This is a genomic window from Faecalibacterium sp. I4-3-84, from assembly GCF_023347255.1.
In the GTDB taxonomy this organism is placed as follows: Bacteria; Bacillota; Clostridia; order Oscillospirales; family Ruminococcaceae; genus Faecalibacterium; species Faecalibacterium taiwanense.
This window is the reverse complement of sequence record NZ_CP094466.1, coordinates 1,838,023-1,850,885: the sequence shown is the minus strand read 5'-3', so window position 1 is coordinate 1,850,885 and position 12,863 is coordinate 1,838,023. Positions and strand designations below refer to the sequence as shown.

The following is a 12,863-nucleotide window of genomic DNA, read 5'->3' as shown; positions in this document are numbered from 1 at the left end:
AAACACCCCGGCGTTACAGCCGCATCTCCACGCCGTTTGCGTTGAGGTATTCTTTCAGGTCGCGGATGGTCAGCAGCTTCTGGTGGAAGATGCCCGCCGCAAGGCCTGCGTCGATGCCCTTGTGGTGGAACAGCTCCAGAAAGTCTTCCTTTTTGCCTGCGCCGCCGCTGGCAATGATGGGTACATTCACCCGCGCCGCAACTGCATCCAGCATCTCAAGGTCGAAGCCGCTGCGCACGCCGTCGGTATCGATGCTGTTCAGGCAGATCTCGCCCGCGCCGTGGTCCACGCACCAGCTGATCCAGTCCAGTGCATCCCGGCCGGTGTCCTCGCGCCCGCCCTTGGCGAACACCCGGAACTGGCCGTCCACCCGCTTCACATCGGCAGAGAGCACCACGCACTGATTGCCGTAGCGCTGTGCTGCCGCCGGGATGAGGTCAGGGTTTTTGAGTGCGCCCGAGTTGACGCTGACCTTATCCGCACCGCACTTGAGCACCCGGTCGAAGTCTTCCAGCGTATTGATGCCGCCGCCCACCGTGAGCGGGATAAAAATTTCGCTGGCGACGCGGGTCAGGATATCCGTAAACAGCGCCCGGCCCTCGAAGCTGGCAGTGATATCGTAGAACACCAGCTCGTCGGCACCGGCAGCATTGTACATGCGGGCCATTTCCACCGGGTCGGCCACATCCCGGATGCCTTCAAAGTTCGTGCCCTTGACCACGCGGCCATTGCGCACATCAAGGCAGGGAATAATGCGTTTGGTGATCATGTCGTTTCCCCTCCGTTCACTTCTGTACCAGCTGCACGCAGCGCGCAAGGTCCAGTGCGCCGGTGTACAGGCTCTTGCCTAAAATGGCAGCGGCAGTGCCCATTTTTTTCAGTTCCAGAAGCTCTGCTTCGGACGAGATGCCGCCGCTGGCCGTAAAGTCCACGCCGGGCACCTCTTTGGCAAGCGTGCGGTACAGGCCGAGGTTCGTGCCCCTCATGGCACCGTCGCAGGCAATGTCCGTGTAGATGATGGCGGTGCATCCGGCATCTGCCAGCCGCTTACAGAAGTCCACGCCCGGCTCGGCGCTCACTTCCTTCCAGCCATGGATGGCCACACAGCCGTCCTTTGCGTCCACGCCCACGGCAATTTTATCGCCGTATTTTTTCAGCATCCGGGCGGTAAAGGCAAAATCCGTCACCGCCACGCTGCCAAGGATGCAGCGGCCCACGCCGAGGGAGAGATATGTTTCAATGCGCTCCTCGGTGCGGATGCCGCCGCCCACCTCAATGTATAAGCCGCCCTGTTTTGCCAGCGCGGCAATGGTATCGTAGTTGGAAAGGGTGCCGTCCTTTGCGCCGTCCAGATCGACGACGTGCAGATTTTTGGCCCCCGCTGCAAGGAACTCCCGCGCCTGTGCACAGGGGTCCTCGCCGTAGACGGTCATGCGGCTGTAGTCGCCCTGCGTCAGGCGCACCACCTTGCCGCCCCGCAGGTCAATGGCTGGAAAAAGCTGCATAATTTTTCTCCTTACAATTCCGCAAATGCTTTCAGAATGCGCAGGCCGGTATCCCCGCTCTTTTCCGGGTGGAACTGGGTGCCGTACACCCTGCCTGCCCGCACCGCGCCGGTGACGGGAATGGAATAGTCGCTCACAGCCAGTGTACTCTCCGTACAGTTCTTGCCGTAGTAGCTGTGGACGTAATAGACGTATTCGCCCTCACGGATGTACTTGAACAGCGGGTCGTCCTTTACAATGTGCAAGGCGTTCCAGCCGATCTGCGGCACCTTCAGGCTCTTGTCCGCAAGGTCGGGCTCCAGCGGGCAGACCTCGCCCTTCACAAAGCCAAGGCCTTCGTGCTCACCGTACTCGTAACTCTTTTCAAACAGCAGCTGCATGCCAAGGCAGATACCCAGCAGCGGCTTCCTTTCGGCTTCTTCTTTCATGACCGGCACAAGACCCGTTGCCTCCAGCTTTGCCATGGCATCGGCAAAAGCGCCCACGCCCGGCAGGATGAGCCGGTCGGCTTTGCGGATGGTGTCCGCATCCGCAGTCACAACAGCTTCCAGTCCCAGCTGTTTCAGGCTGGACTTCAGGCTGAACAGGTTGCCCACGCCATAATCGATAATTGCGATCATACCAGCAGTCCTTTCGTGGAAGGGATCTCGTCCTTGTGGGCTTCGTCGATCTTCACGGCCACGCCCAGTGCATGGCCTGCGCCCTTGAAGCAGGCTTCGAGGATGTGGTGTGTATTTTCTCCCGCAAATTGTACAAAGTGGACAGTGGCGGGCACGCTGCGGGCAAAGCCCAGCCAGAATTCCTTGGCGCACTCCACATCAAAATCGCCCACCTTTTCGGTGCTGCAATGGATGTCCCAGTTCAGGGTGCAGCGGCCCGAGAGATCGACGGCGCACAGGATCAGCGCTTCATCCATGGGCAGATAAAAGCTGCCGTAGCGCTGGATACCGCGCATATCGCCCAGCGCCCGTGCAAAGGCCTGACCCAGTGCAATGCCCACATCCTCGGTGGTGTGGTGGTAGTCCACCTGCACATCGCCGTGGCAGGTGAGCACTAAGTCAAAACGGCCATGGCGGGCGAACAGCTCCAGCATGTGGTTCAGAAAGCCGCACCCGGTGTCCACCTCGTAGCGGCCGGTGCCGTCCAGATCAAGGGTAAGGTCGATCTGGGTCTCATTGGTGTTGCGTTCCAGCGAGATCATTCGGTTCGGCATGGTTCATTCCTCCATGATCTTATCCAGCGTTTCCATAAACGTCTGCATCTGTTCCGGCGTGCCAATGGTGATGCGCAGCCAGTTCTGGATGCGGGGCGCGTCAAAATGGCGCACCAGAATGCCATTTTTCTTCAACTCTTTGTAGAGTGTTCCGCCGTCTTTCCTGTTGGTACTTGCAAACAGGAAGTTGGAGCGGCTGTCCAGCACGGCAAATCCGCGCTGTTCCAGCTGTTGTTTTGTCCATGCGCGGGTGTCCACGATGGCGGCGCGGGTCCTGTCAAAATAAGCGGTATCTTCCAGCGCAGCCTGCCCGGCCTTCAGGGTCAGGCGGTTGATGTTGTAGGGGTTCAGGCTGAACTTGACCCGGTTCAGGTCGGCAATGAGCTTTGCATTGCCCATGGCAAGACCCAGACGCGCACCGGCCAGCTGCCGGGACTTGGAAAAAGTCTGCACCACCAGCAGGTTCTCGTACTGGTCGATGAGGGGCACGCAGCTCTCGCCGCCAAAGTCCACATAGGCCTCGTCCACGATGACCACATTGTTCGGGTTTGCCTTTAAGATGCCCTCAATTTCCACCCGGGGCAGTGCAATGCCGGTGGGGGCGTTGGGGTTTGCAAGGACGATGGTCTGGTTCAGGCCGTAGTAGTCCTTCGGGTCAAGGGTGAAATCCTCTTTCAGCGGGATGATGTGGCTGGGAATGTGCATCAGCCCACACCACACGCCGTAGCAACCGTAGGTGATGTCGGCATAGGCCAGCGGGTGGTCTGCGTCGCAGAAGGCACGCAGCGCAAAGAAGAGGTTCTCGTCGCTGCCATTGCCGGGCATGATCTGCTCCGGCTGCAAACCGAAGTGGGCTGCGGCCGCCTTGAGCAGGTCGGCACAGGCGGGGTCGGAGTAAAGGCGCAGCTTTTCCACCTCGTGCTCGCTCACGGCGGCGATCACCGCCGGGGAGGGCAGATAGGGGCTTTCGTTAGTGTTCAGTTTGATGTACTGCTGATCCTGCGGCTGCTCACCCGGGGTGTAGGGGGTGACAGCGGCCAGCGTGGGAGAAAGGAATTTACTCATGGTTCAAATCCTCACTTTTCATACCGGATGGTCACGCTGCGGGCGTGGGCGTGCAGGCCCTCGCGCTCGGCAAAATCGGCGATGCGGGGGGCTACCTCGCCCAGCGCTTCCCGGGTGTAGTAGAGGAAGCTGGACTTCTTTACAAAGTCGTCTACGCCCAAGGGGCTTGAGAAGCGGGCGGTGCCGCTGGTGGGCAGGGTGTGGTTGGGGCCTGCAAAGTAATCGCCCAGCGCTTCCGGCACGTTGCGGCCAAGGAAGATGCTGCCTGCGTTTCTGATCTCGTTCAGCACGCCGAAGGGGTCCTCCACGCACACTTCCAGATGTTCCGGTGCAATGATGTTGCAGGCTTCAATGGCCTTGTGCAGGTCGGTGCAGAGGATGATCTTGCCGTTGTCGTCCACGCTGGCGCGGGCGATGGCGGCACGGGGCAGCTGAGGGATCTGCATCTCCAGCTCCGCCTGCACGGCCTTGGCCAGCTCCGGGCTGTCGGTGACGAGGACCGGGCTTGCCAGTTTGTCGTGCTCGGCCTGACTCAGCAGGTCTGCTGCCACCCATGCGGGGTTGCAGCCGCCGTCGGCCAGCACCAGAATTTCGCTGGGGCCTGCGATCATATCGATGCCCACCTTGCCAAACACCTTGCGCTTGGCGGTGGCAACGTAGATGTTGCCGGGGCCAACGATCTTATCCACCGCAGGGATGCTCTGGGTGCCGTAGGCGAGAGCCGCCACAGCCTGTGCGCCGCCGGTCTTGAAGATCCTGGTCGCGCCTGCGGTGGCAGCGGCGGCAAGGATGACCGGGTTCACCCTGCCGTCCTTTCCGGCGGGGGTGGTCATGACGATTTCGGACACGCCTGCCACCTTTGCCGGGATCACGTCCATGAGCACGGTAGAGGGATAGGCCGCCGTGCCGCCGGGCACATAGACACCGGCCTTTTCAATGGGGGTATATTTCTGCCCCAGCACGATGCCGGGCTTGTCGTTCACCACAAAATTCTTGTGCACCTGCTGGCGGTGGAAGCTCTCGATGTTGGCAGCGGCTTCGCGCAGCGTTTCGAGGAAGTAGGGGTCCATGCCCGCAAAGGCTTCGTCGATCTCCTCCTGCGTCACCTGCAGGGCATCGATCTTCGCGCCGTCAAATTTCAGCGCATAATCCTTCAGGGCATCGTCGCCCCGGGCGCGCACATCGGCAATGATGCCGTCCACCACATCCTCCACGTTCTTTTCCGCGCGGATATCGCGGTTCAGAATCTCTTCGGGCCTGAGCTCGTCAAAGTTATACAGCTTGATCATTTTGCTTCCTCCTTGTTCTGCAGTTCCGCCCGCAGCTTTTCCAGCATGGTGTCCATTTCGGCGTGCTTGAACTGGTAGCTGGCCTTGTTGGCAATGAACCGGGCCGAGATGGGCATGAACTCGGTGACCACCTTCAGGCCGTTCTCCCGCAGGGTGGTGCCGGTCTCCACGATATCCACGATGACGTCCGAAAGGCCCAGAATGGGGGCCAGCTCAATGGAGCCGTTCAGCTTGATGATATCGATGTCCCGCCCCATGGATGCGTAATAGCTCTTTGCAATGTTGACGAATTTTGTGGCCACCCGCACCGGGCGGCTGGGGTCGTCCTTGTAATCGGCCGGGGCGGCAACGCACATGCGGCATTTGCCAAGGCCGGTGTCCAGCAGCTCGTACACATCGGCAGAAGCCTCTGTGAGGATGTCCTTGCCCACGATGCCCACATCGGCGGCACCGTGCTCCACATAGATGGCAACGTCGCTGGGCTTGACGAGGAAGTAGCGGATGCCGGCCTCCGGGTTTTCCACCACCAGCTTGCGGGTGGCGTTGTAGTCCTCCGGGCAGCCGTAGCCGATGCCCGCCAGCAGGTGATACACCTTATCGCCCAGACGGCCCTTGGGCAGAGCCACGTTCAGCATCACCCTGTCGGTGCTGTTCTTCTGCACCGGCGGCAGCGGGGCGCTCAGGCGGTCCAGCTCGTCCAGATAGACCGCAAAGCCGATGGCACCGGCACCGGGGGTGAACTTCTGCATCAGCAGGTCGTAGCGGCCGCCCTTGAGCAGGGGGCGGGGCAGGGCTTTCAGGTAGCCCTGAAACACAAGGCCGTTGTAGTATTCCATCTCACCGGCCAGCGTCATGTCCAGCCGGATCACGCCGCCCGCCTTTTCCAGCGGCACAGCCAGCGCTTCCAGCTCGGCCACCGCCGCGCGCATGGCGTCGTTGCGGCACAGGGCTGCAGCCTTTTCCAGCGTTTCGGCATAGGCACCGGAAAGATCCAGCACACTGCACAGGGTATCGGCGGCATCGGCAAGGCCGGCGGCTCCGGCTGCAGCCCGCAGCTCGTGGGCGTTTTTCTCCCGCAGCTTTTCCAGCAGCTTTGCGCGGGCGGCATCCGGCACGCCCAGCGCGTCGAACAGGCCGAACAGGTAGCCCATGTGGCTCACTTCCAGCACCCAATCGGCCCCCAGCGCATCCAGCGACCGCGCCGCCAGACACACCGCCTGCTGCACCTGTGCTTCGCCCACCGCACCCAGCATCTCAAGGCCCATCTGGCTGATCTCTTTAAAGGTGTGGCTCTCGGCGGAAGGGCGGTAGACGTTCTCGTGATAGTAGTAGCGCAGGATCTCGCCGGGGGCGGGCTGCGCCGTCTTGGCAATGGAGAGGGTCACGTCCGGCTTGAGGGCCAGCAGACGGCCGTCCAGATCGGTAAAGGTAATGACCTGCTCGGACGACAAAAAACTGCGGTTGGCCTGATACAGGCCGTACTCCTCAAATCGGCCCATATGATACTTGCGGCAGCCCGCCGCTTCGTACAAGGCGCGCAGCGCAAAGGAGGCGCGCTCCTTGGGCTGCAGGTTTGCAAGGCTGAATTCCATTGTCGGTTCCCCCATTTCTTACTTGAGTTTATTTTACTTTATCTCGGTAAAGTTGTAAAGTAGGAAAGTGACGGTGTTTCCAACTCAATGATACGATTTTTCTGTGCGTTTGTACAGGGAAAAGAAGAAAAGGAGCCGTCGCATGGCGCAACAGCTCCTTTTCAGCACGCATATTTACCCAAGCAGCTCCAGCACACTGGCCTTCGGGCGGGCACCCACGGCCTGACGCACCAGCTTGCCCTGCTCAAACACCAGCAGAGTGGGGATGCTCATGACGCCGAACTCCCCGGCCAGCTCCGGCTGCTCGTCCACATTCACCTTGCCCACCTTCACATCGGTGCGCTCCTCAGCTACCTCGTCCACAACGGGGCTGAGCATGCGGCAGGGGCCGCACCAGCTGGCCCAGAAGTCCAGCAGGACAGGCTTTGCGCTCTGCAGCACCTCCTGCTCAAAATTTTCTTTCGTGATCGTAACAACTGCCATATTTCTACCTCCTGAAAGGGTTCGTTCGTGGTTGTTCTTATGGCATCAGTATACCCAAAACACCGGGGTTTTTCCGTAACCGGGTCACATTGGGGCGCAAAAAGGGGCTGCTGCACATCGTTTTGAACAAACGTGCAGCAGCCCCTTCAGCTTTTGTGAGATTCCGGCAGCTTTATTTGCCCAGCATTTCGTGGGCAGTCTTGCAGATGGTAGCGGCATCCAGACCGTACTCACGCAACAGGTCCCATGCAGGGCCGGAGCAGCCAAACTTGTCCTGCACGCCCACACGGCGCACAGGGGTGGGCAGCTTTTCGCTCAGCACGGCGCAGACAGCCTCGCCCAGACCGCCGATGACATTGTGCTCCTCGGCGGTGATGACCTTGCCGCACTCCTTTGCAGCCTTGAGGACGATCTCCTCGTCCAGAGGCTTGATGGTGTGGATGTTGATGACCCGGGCATGGATGCCCTCAGCGGCCAGCTGCTCCGCAGCAATGCGGGCTTCGTTGACCATCAGGCCGGTGGCGATGATGGCAATGTCGCTGCCCTCGGTGATCTGCTCGCCCTTGCCGATCTCGAAGTGATAGTTCTCGGCATCGTGGAACACAGGCACAGCCAAACGGCCAAAGCGCAGGTAGACGGGGCCTTCCATTGCGTAGGCAGCACGCACAGCGGCGCGGGCCTCCACATCGTCGGCGGGGCAGATCACGGTCATGCCGGGGATGCTGCGCATGAGGGCAAAGTCCTCGCAGCACTGATGGGAAGCGCCGTCCTCGCCCACCGAGATGCCGCCGTGGGTGGCACCGATCTTCACGTTCAGGTGGGGATAGCCAATGGAGTTGCGCACCTGCTCGAAGGCACGGCCGGCGGCGAACATAGCAAAGCTGGAAACAAAGGGCACGTAGCCCATGGTGGACAGGCCCGCAGCCACGCCCATCATGTTTTCCTCGGCAATGCCGCAGTCAAAATGACGATCCGGGTAAGCCTTGCGGAACATACCGGTCTTGGTGGCAGCAGCAAGGTCTGCGTCCAGCACCACCAGATCCTCGTGGCCTTCGGCGGCCAGCTCCTTCAGGGTGTTGCCGTAGCTTTCACGGGTAGCGATCTTCTTCACATCTGCCATCTTAGTTTTCCTCCTGCTCCAGCGCGGCGTATGCGGCGTTCAGTTCCTCAATTGCGATCTTGTACTCGTCATCGTTGGGGCCCTTGCCGTGCCAGTCCACAGAGTTGGTCATATAGGAAACACCCTTGCCCTTTGTGGTGTCCATAATGATGCAGGTGGGCTTTACAGTCTCTGCATGGAACGCCTGCATGGCGGCTTCGATCTGGTCGTAGTCGTGGCCGTCGATGGTGACGACATTGAAGTTGAAGGCCTTCAGCTTCTCTTCCAGCGGGGCGCTGTTCATCACGGTCTCGGTGGTGCCGTCGATCTGCAGGTGGTTGCGGTCCAGCACAACGCACAGGTTGGAAAGGCCGTAGTGTGCGGCAAACATGAAGGCTTCCCAGCACTCGCCCTCTTCCACCTCGCCGTCGCCCAGGATGGTGTAGACGTTGATGGGCTTACCGGCGTGCTTGGCACCCAGTGCCATGCCGCAGGCGGCAGACACGCCCTGACCCAGACTGCCGGTGGACATATCCACGCCCGGGGTCTCGTTCATGTTGGGGTGGCCCTGCAGATAGCTGCCGATCTTACGCAGGGTCTTAAGGTCTTCCACCGGGAAATAGCCGCGCTCTGCCAGCGCTGCATATAGTGCCGGTGCAGCATGGCCCTTGGACAGCACCAGACGGTCGCGGTCGGCCTTCTTGGGGTCCTTCGGGTCAATGTTCATTTCCACGAAATAGAGGTAGCTCAGCAGCTCGGCGATATCCAGACTGCCGCCCGGATGACCGCACTTTGCGCTGTGCGTGCCCTCGATCACGCCCATGCGGATGTGGCAGGCGTGCTTGGCCAGAGTAAGTTTTTCTGCATTTGTCATGATGGTCCTCCCGTATGAACCTCAGATTTGCACATGTTCAAAAAAGCCTTTCGTCAGCGCCGGTGCAGTCCTGCTGCCCGCAGCGCGCTCTTTTTCAAGTTTATATTAGCTATTCTATGCAAAAAGGTCAAGCTTCTTCATGCAAAATGTACACACGCGGGGAAATATGCATGGAAATTTGCCGCTTTTTGGTTAAATTGCAGGCTTTTTGCCGTATCTTGACAAAGCCAGAGGCATCTGCTATATTTTTCACAGATTCCGGTACGAAGCCGGGTGTGCGGACAGAAGCCCGTGTTCTCCATCCTGATGGAGCATTTTATCCACCGCTGCGCTTACGCAGCGGTGCAGCGCAAAGCCCACAGGGGGCCTTTGCGTTCTGCCATCTTATTTTTGCTGCTATAGACACCACGAAGGGGTCTGCCGTTGGCTTGTAAGCCGGGCAGGCCCCTTTTTTGTCTGGCCAAAAGAGGAAGCTTTTTATGAAAACGAACCCCCATTCCACCACCCGCAGCCTCGTGCTGGCTGCACTGTTCCTTGCACTGGCCTTTGTGCTGCCCATGATCACCGGCCATGTGCCGCAGGTGGGCAACATGCTGTGCCCGATGCACTTTCCCATTCTGCTGTGCGGCTTTGTGCTGGGCGGCCCATGGGGCCTTGCCGTGGGCTTCATTGCTCCGCTGGTGCGGTCGGTGCTGTTCGGCATGCCGCCGATGTTCCCCATCGCCATTGCCATGGCCTTTGAGCTGGCCGCCTACGGCCTTGTGTCCGGCGTGCTCTGGCACAAGGTGAAGCACACCGTGCCCATGATGTATGCTTCTCTTGTCACCGCCATGGTGGCAGGCCGTTTGGTCTGGGGTGCGGTACGCTTTGTGCTGGCCGGCCTGACCGGTTCCAGCTTCCCGTTCAGCGCGTTTTTGTCCGGTGCGCTGCTCACCGCCGTGCCGGGCATCGTGGCTCAGTTGGTGCTCATCCCGCTGATTTTGGTGGCTTTGCAGAAGGCAAAGGTCATCGACTGACAAAAAATGGCTGGCATCGCAGGATGCCAGCCATTTTTTTGCTCTTTTAATTCTTCTTGCCGCTCAGGAACTCCGGCAGGGGCTTGCCCTGCTTGCGCCACTGATGGTACTCGGCGGTGGCAGCGAACTCCACGTCACCGGCAGAGTTCAGGGCAGTCTCAACAGAGTCCTGCACCACGCCGATGATGAAGCCGACGCCTACCATCTGCATGGCGACATCGTTGGAAATGCCGAACAGGGAGCAGGCCATGGGGATCAGCAGCAGGGAACCGCCGGCCACGCCGGAAGCACCGCAGGCACCCAGAGCGCTCATAGCGCTCAGCACGATGGCTGCAGGCAGAGACACCTGAATGCCCAAGGTGTTGGCAGCGGCCAGCGTCATGATGGTGATGGTGATGGCGGCACCGTCCATGTTGATGGTAGCGCCCAGCGGGATGGAGACGGAGTACATATCCTTGTCCAGACCCAGCTTTTCGCACAGGGCCATGTTCACGGGGATGTTGGCGGCGGAGCTGCGGGTGAAGAAGGCGGTCAGGCCGGACTCACGCAGGCAGCAGAACACCAGCGGATAGGGGTTGCAGCCCAGATAGATAAACATGATGAGGGGGGAGACGATGAGGGCCATGAACAGCATGGTGCCCACCAGCAGGGCCAGCAGCTTGCCGTACTGGGTGAAGATGGCAAGGCCGTTGCCGGAAACATTGGTGTAGACCAGACCCATGATGCCGAAGGGTGCCAGATTGATGATCCAGCGCACGATCTGGGAGACCGCATCGGCGGTGTTTGCCATAAAGGTCTTGGTGGTGTCAGAGCCGATCTTCTTCATGGCCACGCCGAACATGCAGGCCCAGAACAGGATGCCGATGTAGTTGCCGCTCATGATGGCACTGACGGGGTTTGCCACAAAGTTGGTGAGCAGAGTGCCCATCACTTCGCCCAGACCCTGCGGCACCACGTCCGACTGGGCAGCGTCTGCCAGCACGACCGTGACCGGGAACATAAAGCTGGTCACCACTGCGATGGCCGCAGCCAGAAAGGTGGTGAGCATGTACAGCCAGATGACCGTGCCGAAGCGGCGGTCCAGCTTGGAAGAACCCTGTGCCAGAGCACTTGCCACAATCACGAACACCAGCACCGGGGCGATGCCCTTCAGTGCGCCAACGAACAGGCTGCCCAGTTCACCCACCCAGCCTGCACCGGGGGCCACCAGAGCCAGCACCGCACCGATGATCAGACCGATCAGAATGCGAACGATCAGGCTGATGCCGTTGTAGCGGGCAACTGCCTTGTTCAACGTTTTCATATAGACACTCCTCTTTCCTATTGTACGCCAACGGCGCACAGCTTCCTGTCTCTTACACAAGGACGGGTGTTATTATAGCACATACGGCAGAGAAATGAAAGCATTTTCAGACATTTTTCGTTCACAAATTTGCATTCAGGTCGGTGCCCATGGGGTTTTTCTGTCAATCTGTATTTGTAGCAAGGACAGGTTTGCTTTTCAGGAAAAATAAAAGGGGCTGTTGCGCAAGGATAAAATCCAGTGCAACAGCTCCAGAGGTTTTTGTATTTTTATGCTTCCAGCGGCTGGGTGGGGGCAAGCTTCTGGTAGGCAAAGCGGGGCGAGCCGTCTGCCACATGGATGACACCGCAGCGGGTAAAGCCGTTCTTTTCCAGCAGATGCTGCATGATCTTGTTGTCGGCGTGGGTGTCGGCACGCAGGCTCTGGCAGTGCTCCATGCTCCAGTCCAGCACTGCCGATGCCACGCCCTTGTGCTTTCCGGCCGATGCCAGACGGTGCACCGTGCCATAGGGCAGGGTATCGTCCAGCCACTGGCCGTCCTCAATGGCGGCGTAGGTGGGGTCTGCCCCCAGAATAAAGGCAAACACGGCCTCGATCTGGCCGTTGACCACATAGAGGAACAACCGGTTCGAGTCGATATCCTCCTCCAGCAGTTCCTGCGGCGGGAAATTATCCCCCCACTGGGTCGGGTTGCCGGATGCCTTCATGACTGCACGTGCATGGGCGTAGATCTTCAGGATCTGGGGCAGATCCCCTCTCACTGCTCCACGAAACATTCATTCCACCTCGTCTTTTCTGCGCTGCGCTCGGTCCGGCACAGCACTTTGAGAATTGTTCTTATTGTACTACAAATTACCATAAAAATCCAGTTCCCGCACCAAAGTACCTTAAAATGCTCCAAAACGGCAAAAAGCAGGGGCTGCTGCACTTTCGGCTAAAACGATGTGCAGCAGTCCCTGCTTTTAGAGTAAGTACCTTATGCGCTGGCGCGGCCATGGCCGGTGCGCACCAGCCGGTATTCCCGCGGGCTGAGACCATACCGCTCGTGGAACAGGCGGTAGAAATAGCTGGTGTTCTCGTAGCCCACCAGAGAAATGATCTGCTGGATGTTCATGTCGCTGCGGCGCAGCATGCGGGCAGCGGTCTCCATACGGTGCTTTTGCAGCAATTCCTTATAGGTGCGTCCGGTCTGGGCACGCACGCACTCGCTGACATATGCCAGCGAAACGCCGTACTCCCGTGCCACGTTGGAAAGGCTTGCTTCGCGGTAATTCTGGGTGATCTCTTTGAGTGCCGCCTGCACCAGTGCTTCGCGGCTGACCGTTCCGGCCCTGACTTCCGGCAGGATAGGATTCGTCTGTGTCATCTGCGTTTCCTCCGTAAAGGGTGCGGCGGGCGGGGACTGGGGGATGTCGGACGCCCGC

The 12,863-nt window shown here is 59.6% G+C and carries 15 protein-coding genes; 2 read left to right on the top strand and 13 right to left on the bottom strand.

Annotated elements, in window-relative coordinates:
• Positions 1-13: 13 nt before the first annotated feature.
• From hisF to MTP41_RS09030, 10 genes are all read right to left on the bottom strand, one after another.
• A complete protein-coding gene (gene hisF, locus MTP41_RS09075; protein WP_005943642.1) occupies positions 14-769 on the bottom strand; it encodes an imidazole glycerol phosphate synthase subunit HisF in 756 nt (251 codons plus the stop codon).
• 16 nt (positions 770-785) lie between these two features.
• Entirely contained in the window at positions 786-1,505 is a 720-nt protein-coding gene (hisA, locus tag MTP41_RS09070; RefSeq protein WP_249235368.1) for a 1-(5-phosphoribosyl)-5-[(5-phosphoribosylamino)methylideneamino]imidazole-4-carboxamide isomerase, read from the bottom strand.
• A gap of 11 nt (positions 1,506-1,516) precedes the next feature.
• Entirely contained in the window at positions 1,517-2,125 is a 609-nt protein-coding gene (gene hisH / locus MTP41_RS09065) for an imidazole glycerol phosphate synthase subunit HisH (protein ID WP_005943646.1), read from the bottom strand.
• Positions 2,122-2,718: an imidazoleglycerol-phosphate dehydratase HisB gene (gene hisB, locus MTP41_RS09060; protein WP_249235367.1), complete on the bottom strand. Its 597-nt coding sequence runs from the start codon at positions 2,716-2,718 to the stop codon at positions 2,122-2,124. The genes hisH and hisB overlap by 4 nt, the downstream gene beginning before the upstream one ends.
• Before the next feature lie 3 nt (positions 2,719-2,721).
• Positions 2,722-3,783, bottom strand: a complete 1,062-nt coding sequence (hisC, locus tag MTP41_RS09055) for a histidinol-phosphate transaminase (RefSeq protein WP_249235366.1) — start codon at positions 3,781-3,783, stop codon at positions 2,722-2,724.
• Positions 3,784-3,794: 11 nt separating this feature from the next.
• Positions 3,795-5,072, bottom strand: coding sequence for a histidinol dehydrogenase (gene hisD / locus MTP41_RS09050; RefSeq protein WP_249235365.1), 1,278 nt, complete (start codon positions 5,070-5,072; stop codon positions 3,795-3,797).
• Positions 5,069-6,664 carry an ATP phosphoribosyltransferase gene (gene hisG / locus MTP41_RS09045; protein ID WP_249235364.1) on the bottom strand — a complete coding sequence of 532 codons (1,596 nt, stop codon included), beginning with the start codon at positions 6,662-6,664 and terminating at the stop codon, positions 5,069-5,071. Before hisG ends, hisD begins: the two co-directional genes overlap by 4 nt.
• 174 nt (positions 6,665-6,838) lie before the next feature.
• Positions 6,839-7,147, bottom strand: coding sequence for a thioredoxin (trxA, locus tag MTP41_RS09040; protein ID WP_097776904.1), 309 nt, complete (start codon positions 7,145-7,147; stop codon positions 6,839-6,841).
• A gap of 172 nt (positions 7,148-7,319) precedes the next feature.
• On the bottom strand, positions 7,320-8,267 hold the full coding sequence (locus MTP41_RS09035) for a transketolase family protein (protein WP_249235363.1): 948 nt from the start codon (positions 8,265-8,267) through the stop codon (positions 7,320-7,322).
• 1 nt (position 8,268) lies between these two features.
• On the bottom strand, positions 8,269-9,120 hold the full coding sequence (locus MTP41_RS09030) for a transketolase (RefSeq protein WP_249235362.1): 852 nt from the start codon (positions 9,118-9,120) through the stop codon (positions 8,269-8,271).
• A 14-nt stretch (positions 9,121-9,134) separates the two neighbouring features.
• On the opposite strand from MTP41_RS09030, the gene MTP41_RS09025 reads away from it, so the two are divergent.
• Both MTP41_RS09025 and MTP41_RS09020 read left to right on the top strand, forming a co-directional pair.
• Positions 9,135-9,554: a hypothetical protein gene (locus tag MTP41_RS09025; protein ID WP_249235361.1), complete on the top strand. Its 420-nt coding sequence runs from the start codon at positions 9,135-9,137 to the stop codon at positions 9,552-9,554.
• A gap of 45 nt (positions 9,555-9,599) precedes the next feature.
• A complete protein-coding gene (locus MTP41_RS09020; protein ID WP_249235360.1) occupies positions 9,600-10,136 on the top strand; it encodes an ECF transporter S component in 537 nt (178 codons plus the stop codon).
• 46 nt (positions 10,137-10,182) lie between these two features.
• On the opposite strand, the gene sstT is transcribed toward MTP41_RS09020, so the two are convergent.
• From sstT to MTP41_RS09005, 3 genes are all read right to left on the bottom strand, one after another.
• Positions 10,183-11,430, bottom strand: coding sequence for a serine/threonine transporter SstT (gene sstT, locus MTP41_RS09015; RefSeq protein WP_442900367.1), 1,248 nt, complete (start codon positions 11,428-11,430; stop codon positions 10,183-10,185).
• Positions 11,431-11,708: 278 nt separating this feature from the next.
• Complete coding sequence (locus MTP41_RS09010) at positions 11,709-12,215, bottom strand: GNAT family N-acetyltransferase (protein ID WP_249235358.1); 507 nt, start codon at positions 12,213-12,215, stop codon at positions 11,709-11,711.
• 200 nt (positions 12,216-12,415) lie between these two features.
• Positions 12,416-12,805, bottom strand: coding sequence for a helix-turn-helix transcriptional regulator (locus MTP41_RS09005; protein ID WP_097776900.1), 390 nt, complete (start codon positions 12,803-12,805; stop codon positions 12,416-12,418).
• Positions 12,806-12,863: the final 58 nt, after the last annotated feature.

Excerpts from the sequence above, each read along its gene's own strand:
- hisB (WP_249235367.1), bottom strand. The coding sequence starts at position 2,718 with ATGCCGAACCGAATGATCTCGCTGGAACGCAACACCAATGAGACCCAG.
- MTP41_RS09035 (WP_249235363.1), bottom strand. The coding sequence starts at position 8,267 with ATGGCAGATGTGAAGAAGATCGCTACCCGTGAAAGCTACGGCAACACC.
- MTP41_RS09030 (WP_249235362.1), bottom strand. The coding sequence starts at position 9,120 with ATGACAAATGCAGAAAAACTTACTCTGGCCAAGCACGCCTGCCACATC.
- hisD (WP_249235365.1), bottom strand. The coding sequence starts at position 5,072 with ATGATCAAGCTGTATAACTTTGACGAGCTCAGGCCCGAAGAGATTCTG.
- hisF (WP_005943642.1), bottom strand. The coding sequence starts at position 769 with ATGATCACCAAACGCATTATTCCCTGCCTTGATGTGCGCAATGGCCGC.
- hisA (WP_249235368.1), bottom strand. The coding sequence starts at position 1,505 with ATGCAGCTTTTTCCAGCCATTGACCTGCGGGGCGGCAAGGTGGTGCGC.
- MTP41_RS09025 (WP_249235361.1), top strand. The coding sequence starts at position 9,135 with ATGAACCTCAGATTTGCACATGTTCAAAAAAGCCTTTCGTCAGCGCCG.
- MTP41_RS09020 (WP_249235360.1), top strand. The coding sequence starts at position 9,600 with ATGAAAACGAACCCCCATTCCACCACCCGCAGCCTCGTGCTGGCTGCA.
- hisH (WP_005943646.1), bottom strand. The coding sequence starts at position 2,125 with ATGATCGCAATTATCGATTATGGCGTGGGCAACCTGTTCAGCCTGAAG.
- trxA (WP_097776904.1), bottom strand. The coding sequence starts at position 7,147 with ATGGCAGTTGTTACGATCACGAAAGAAAATTTTGAGCAGGAGGTGCTG.
- MTP41_RS09010 (WP_249235358.1), bottom strand. The coding sequence starts at position 12,215 with ATGTTTCGTGGAGCAGTGAGAGGGGATCTGCCCCAGATCCTGAAGATC.
- MTP41_RS09005 (WP_097776900.1), bottom strand. The coding sequence starts at position 12,805 with ATGACACAGACGAATCCTATCCTGCCGGAAGTCAGGGCCGGAACGGTC.
- hisG (WP_249235364.1), bottom strand. The coding sequence starts at position 6,664 with ATGGAATTCAGCCTTGCAAACCTGCAGCCCAAGGAGCGCGCCTCCTTT.
- hisC (WP_249235366.1), bottom strand. The coding sequence starts at position 3,783 with ATGAGTAAATTCCTTTCTCCCACGCTGGCCGCTGTCACCCCCTACACC.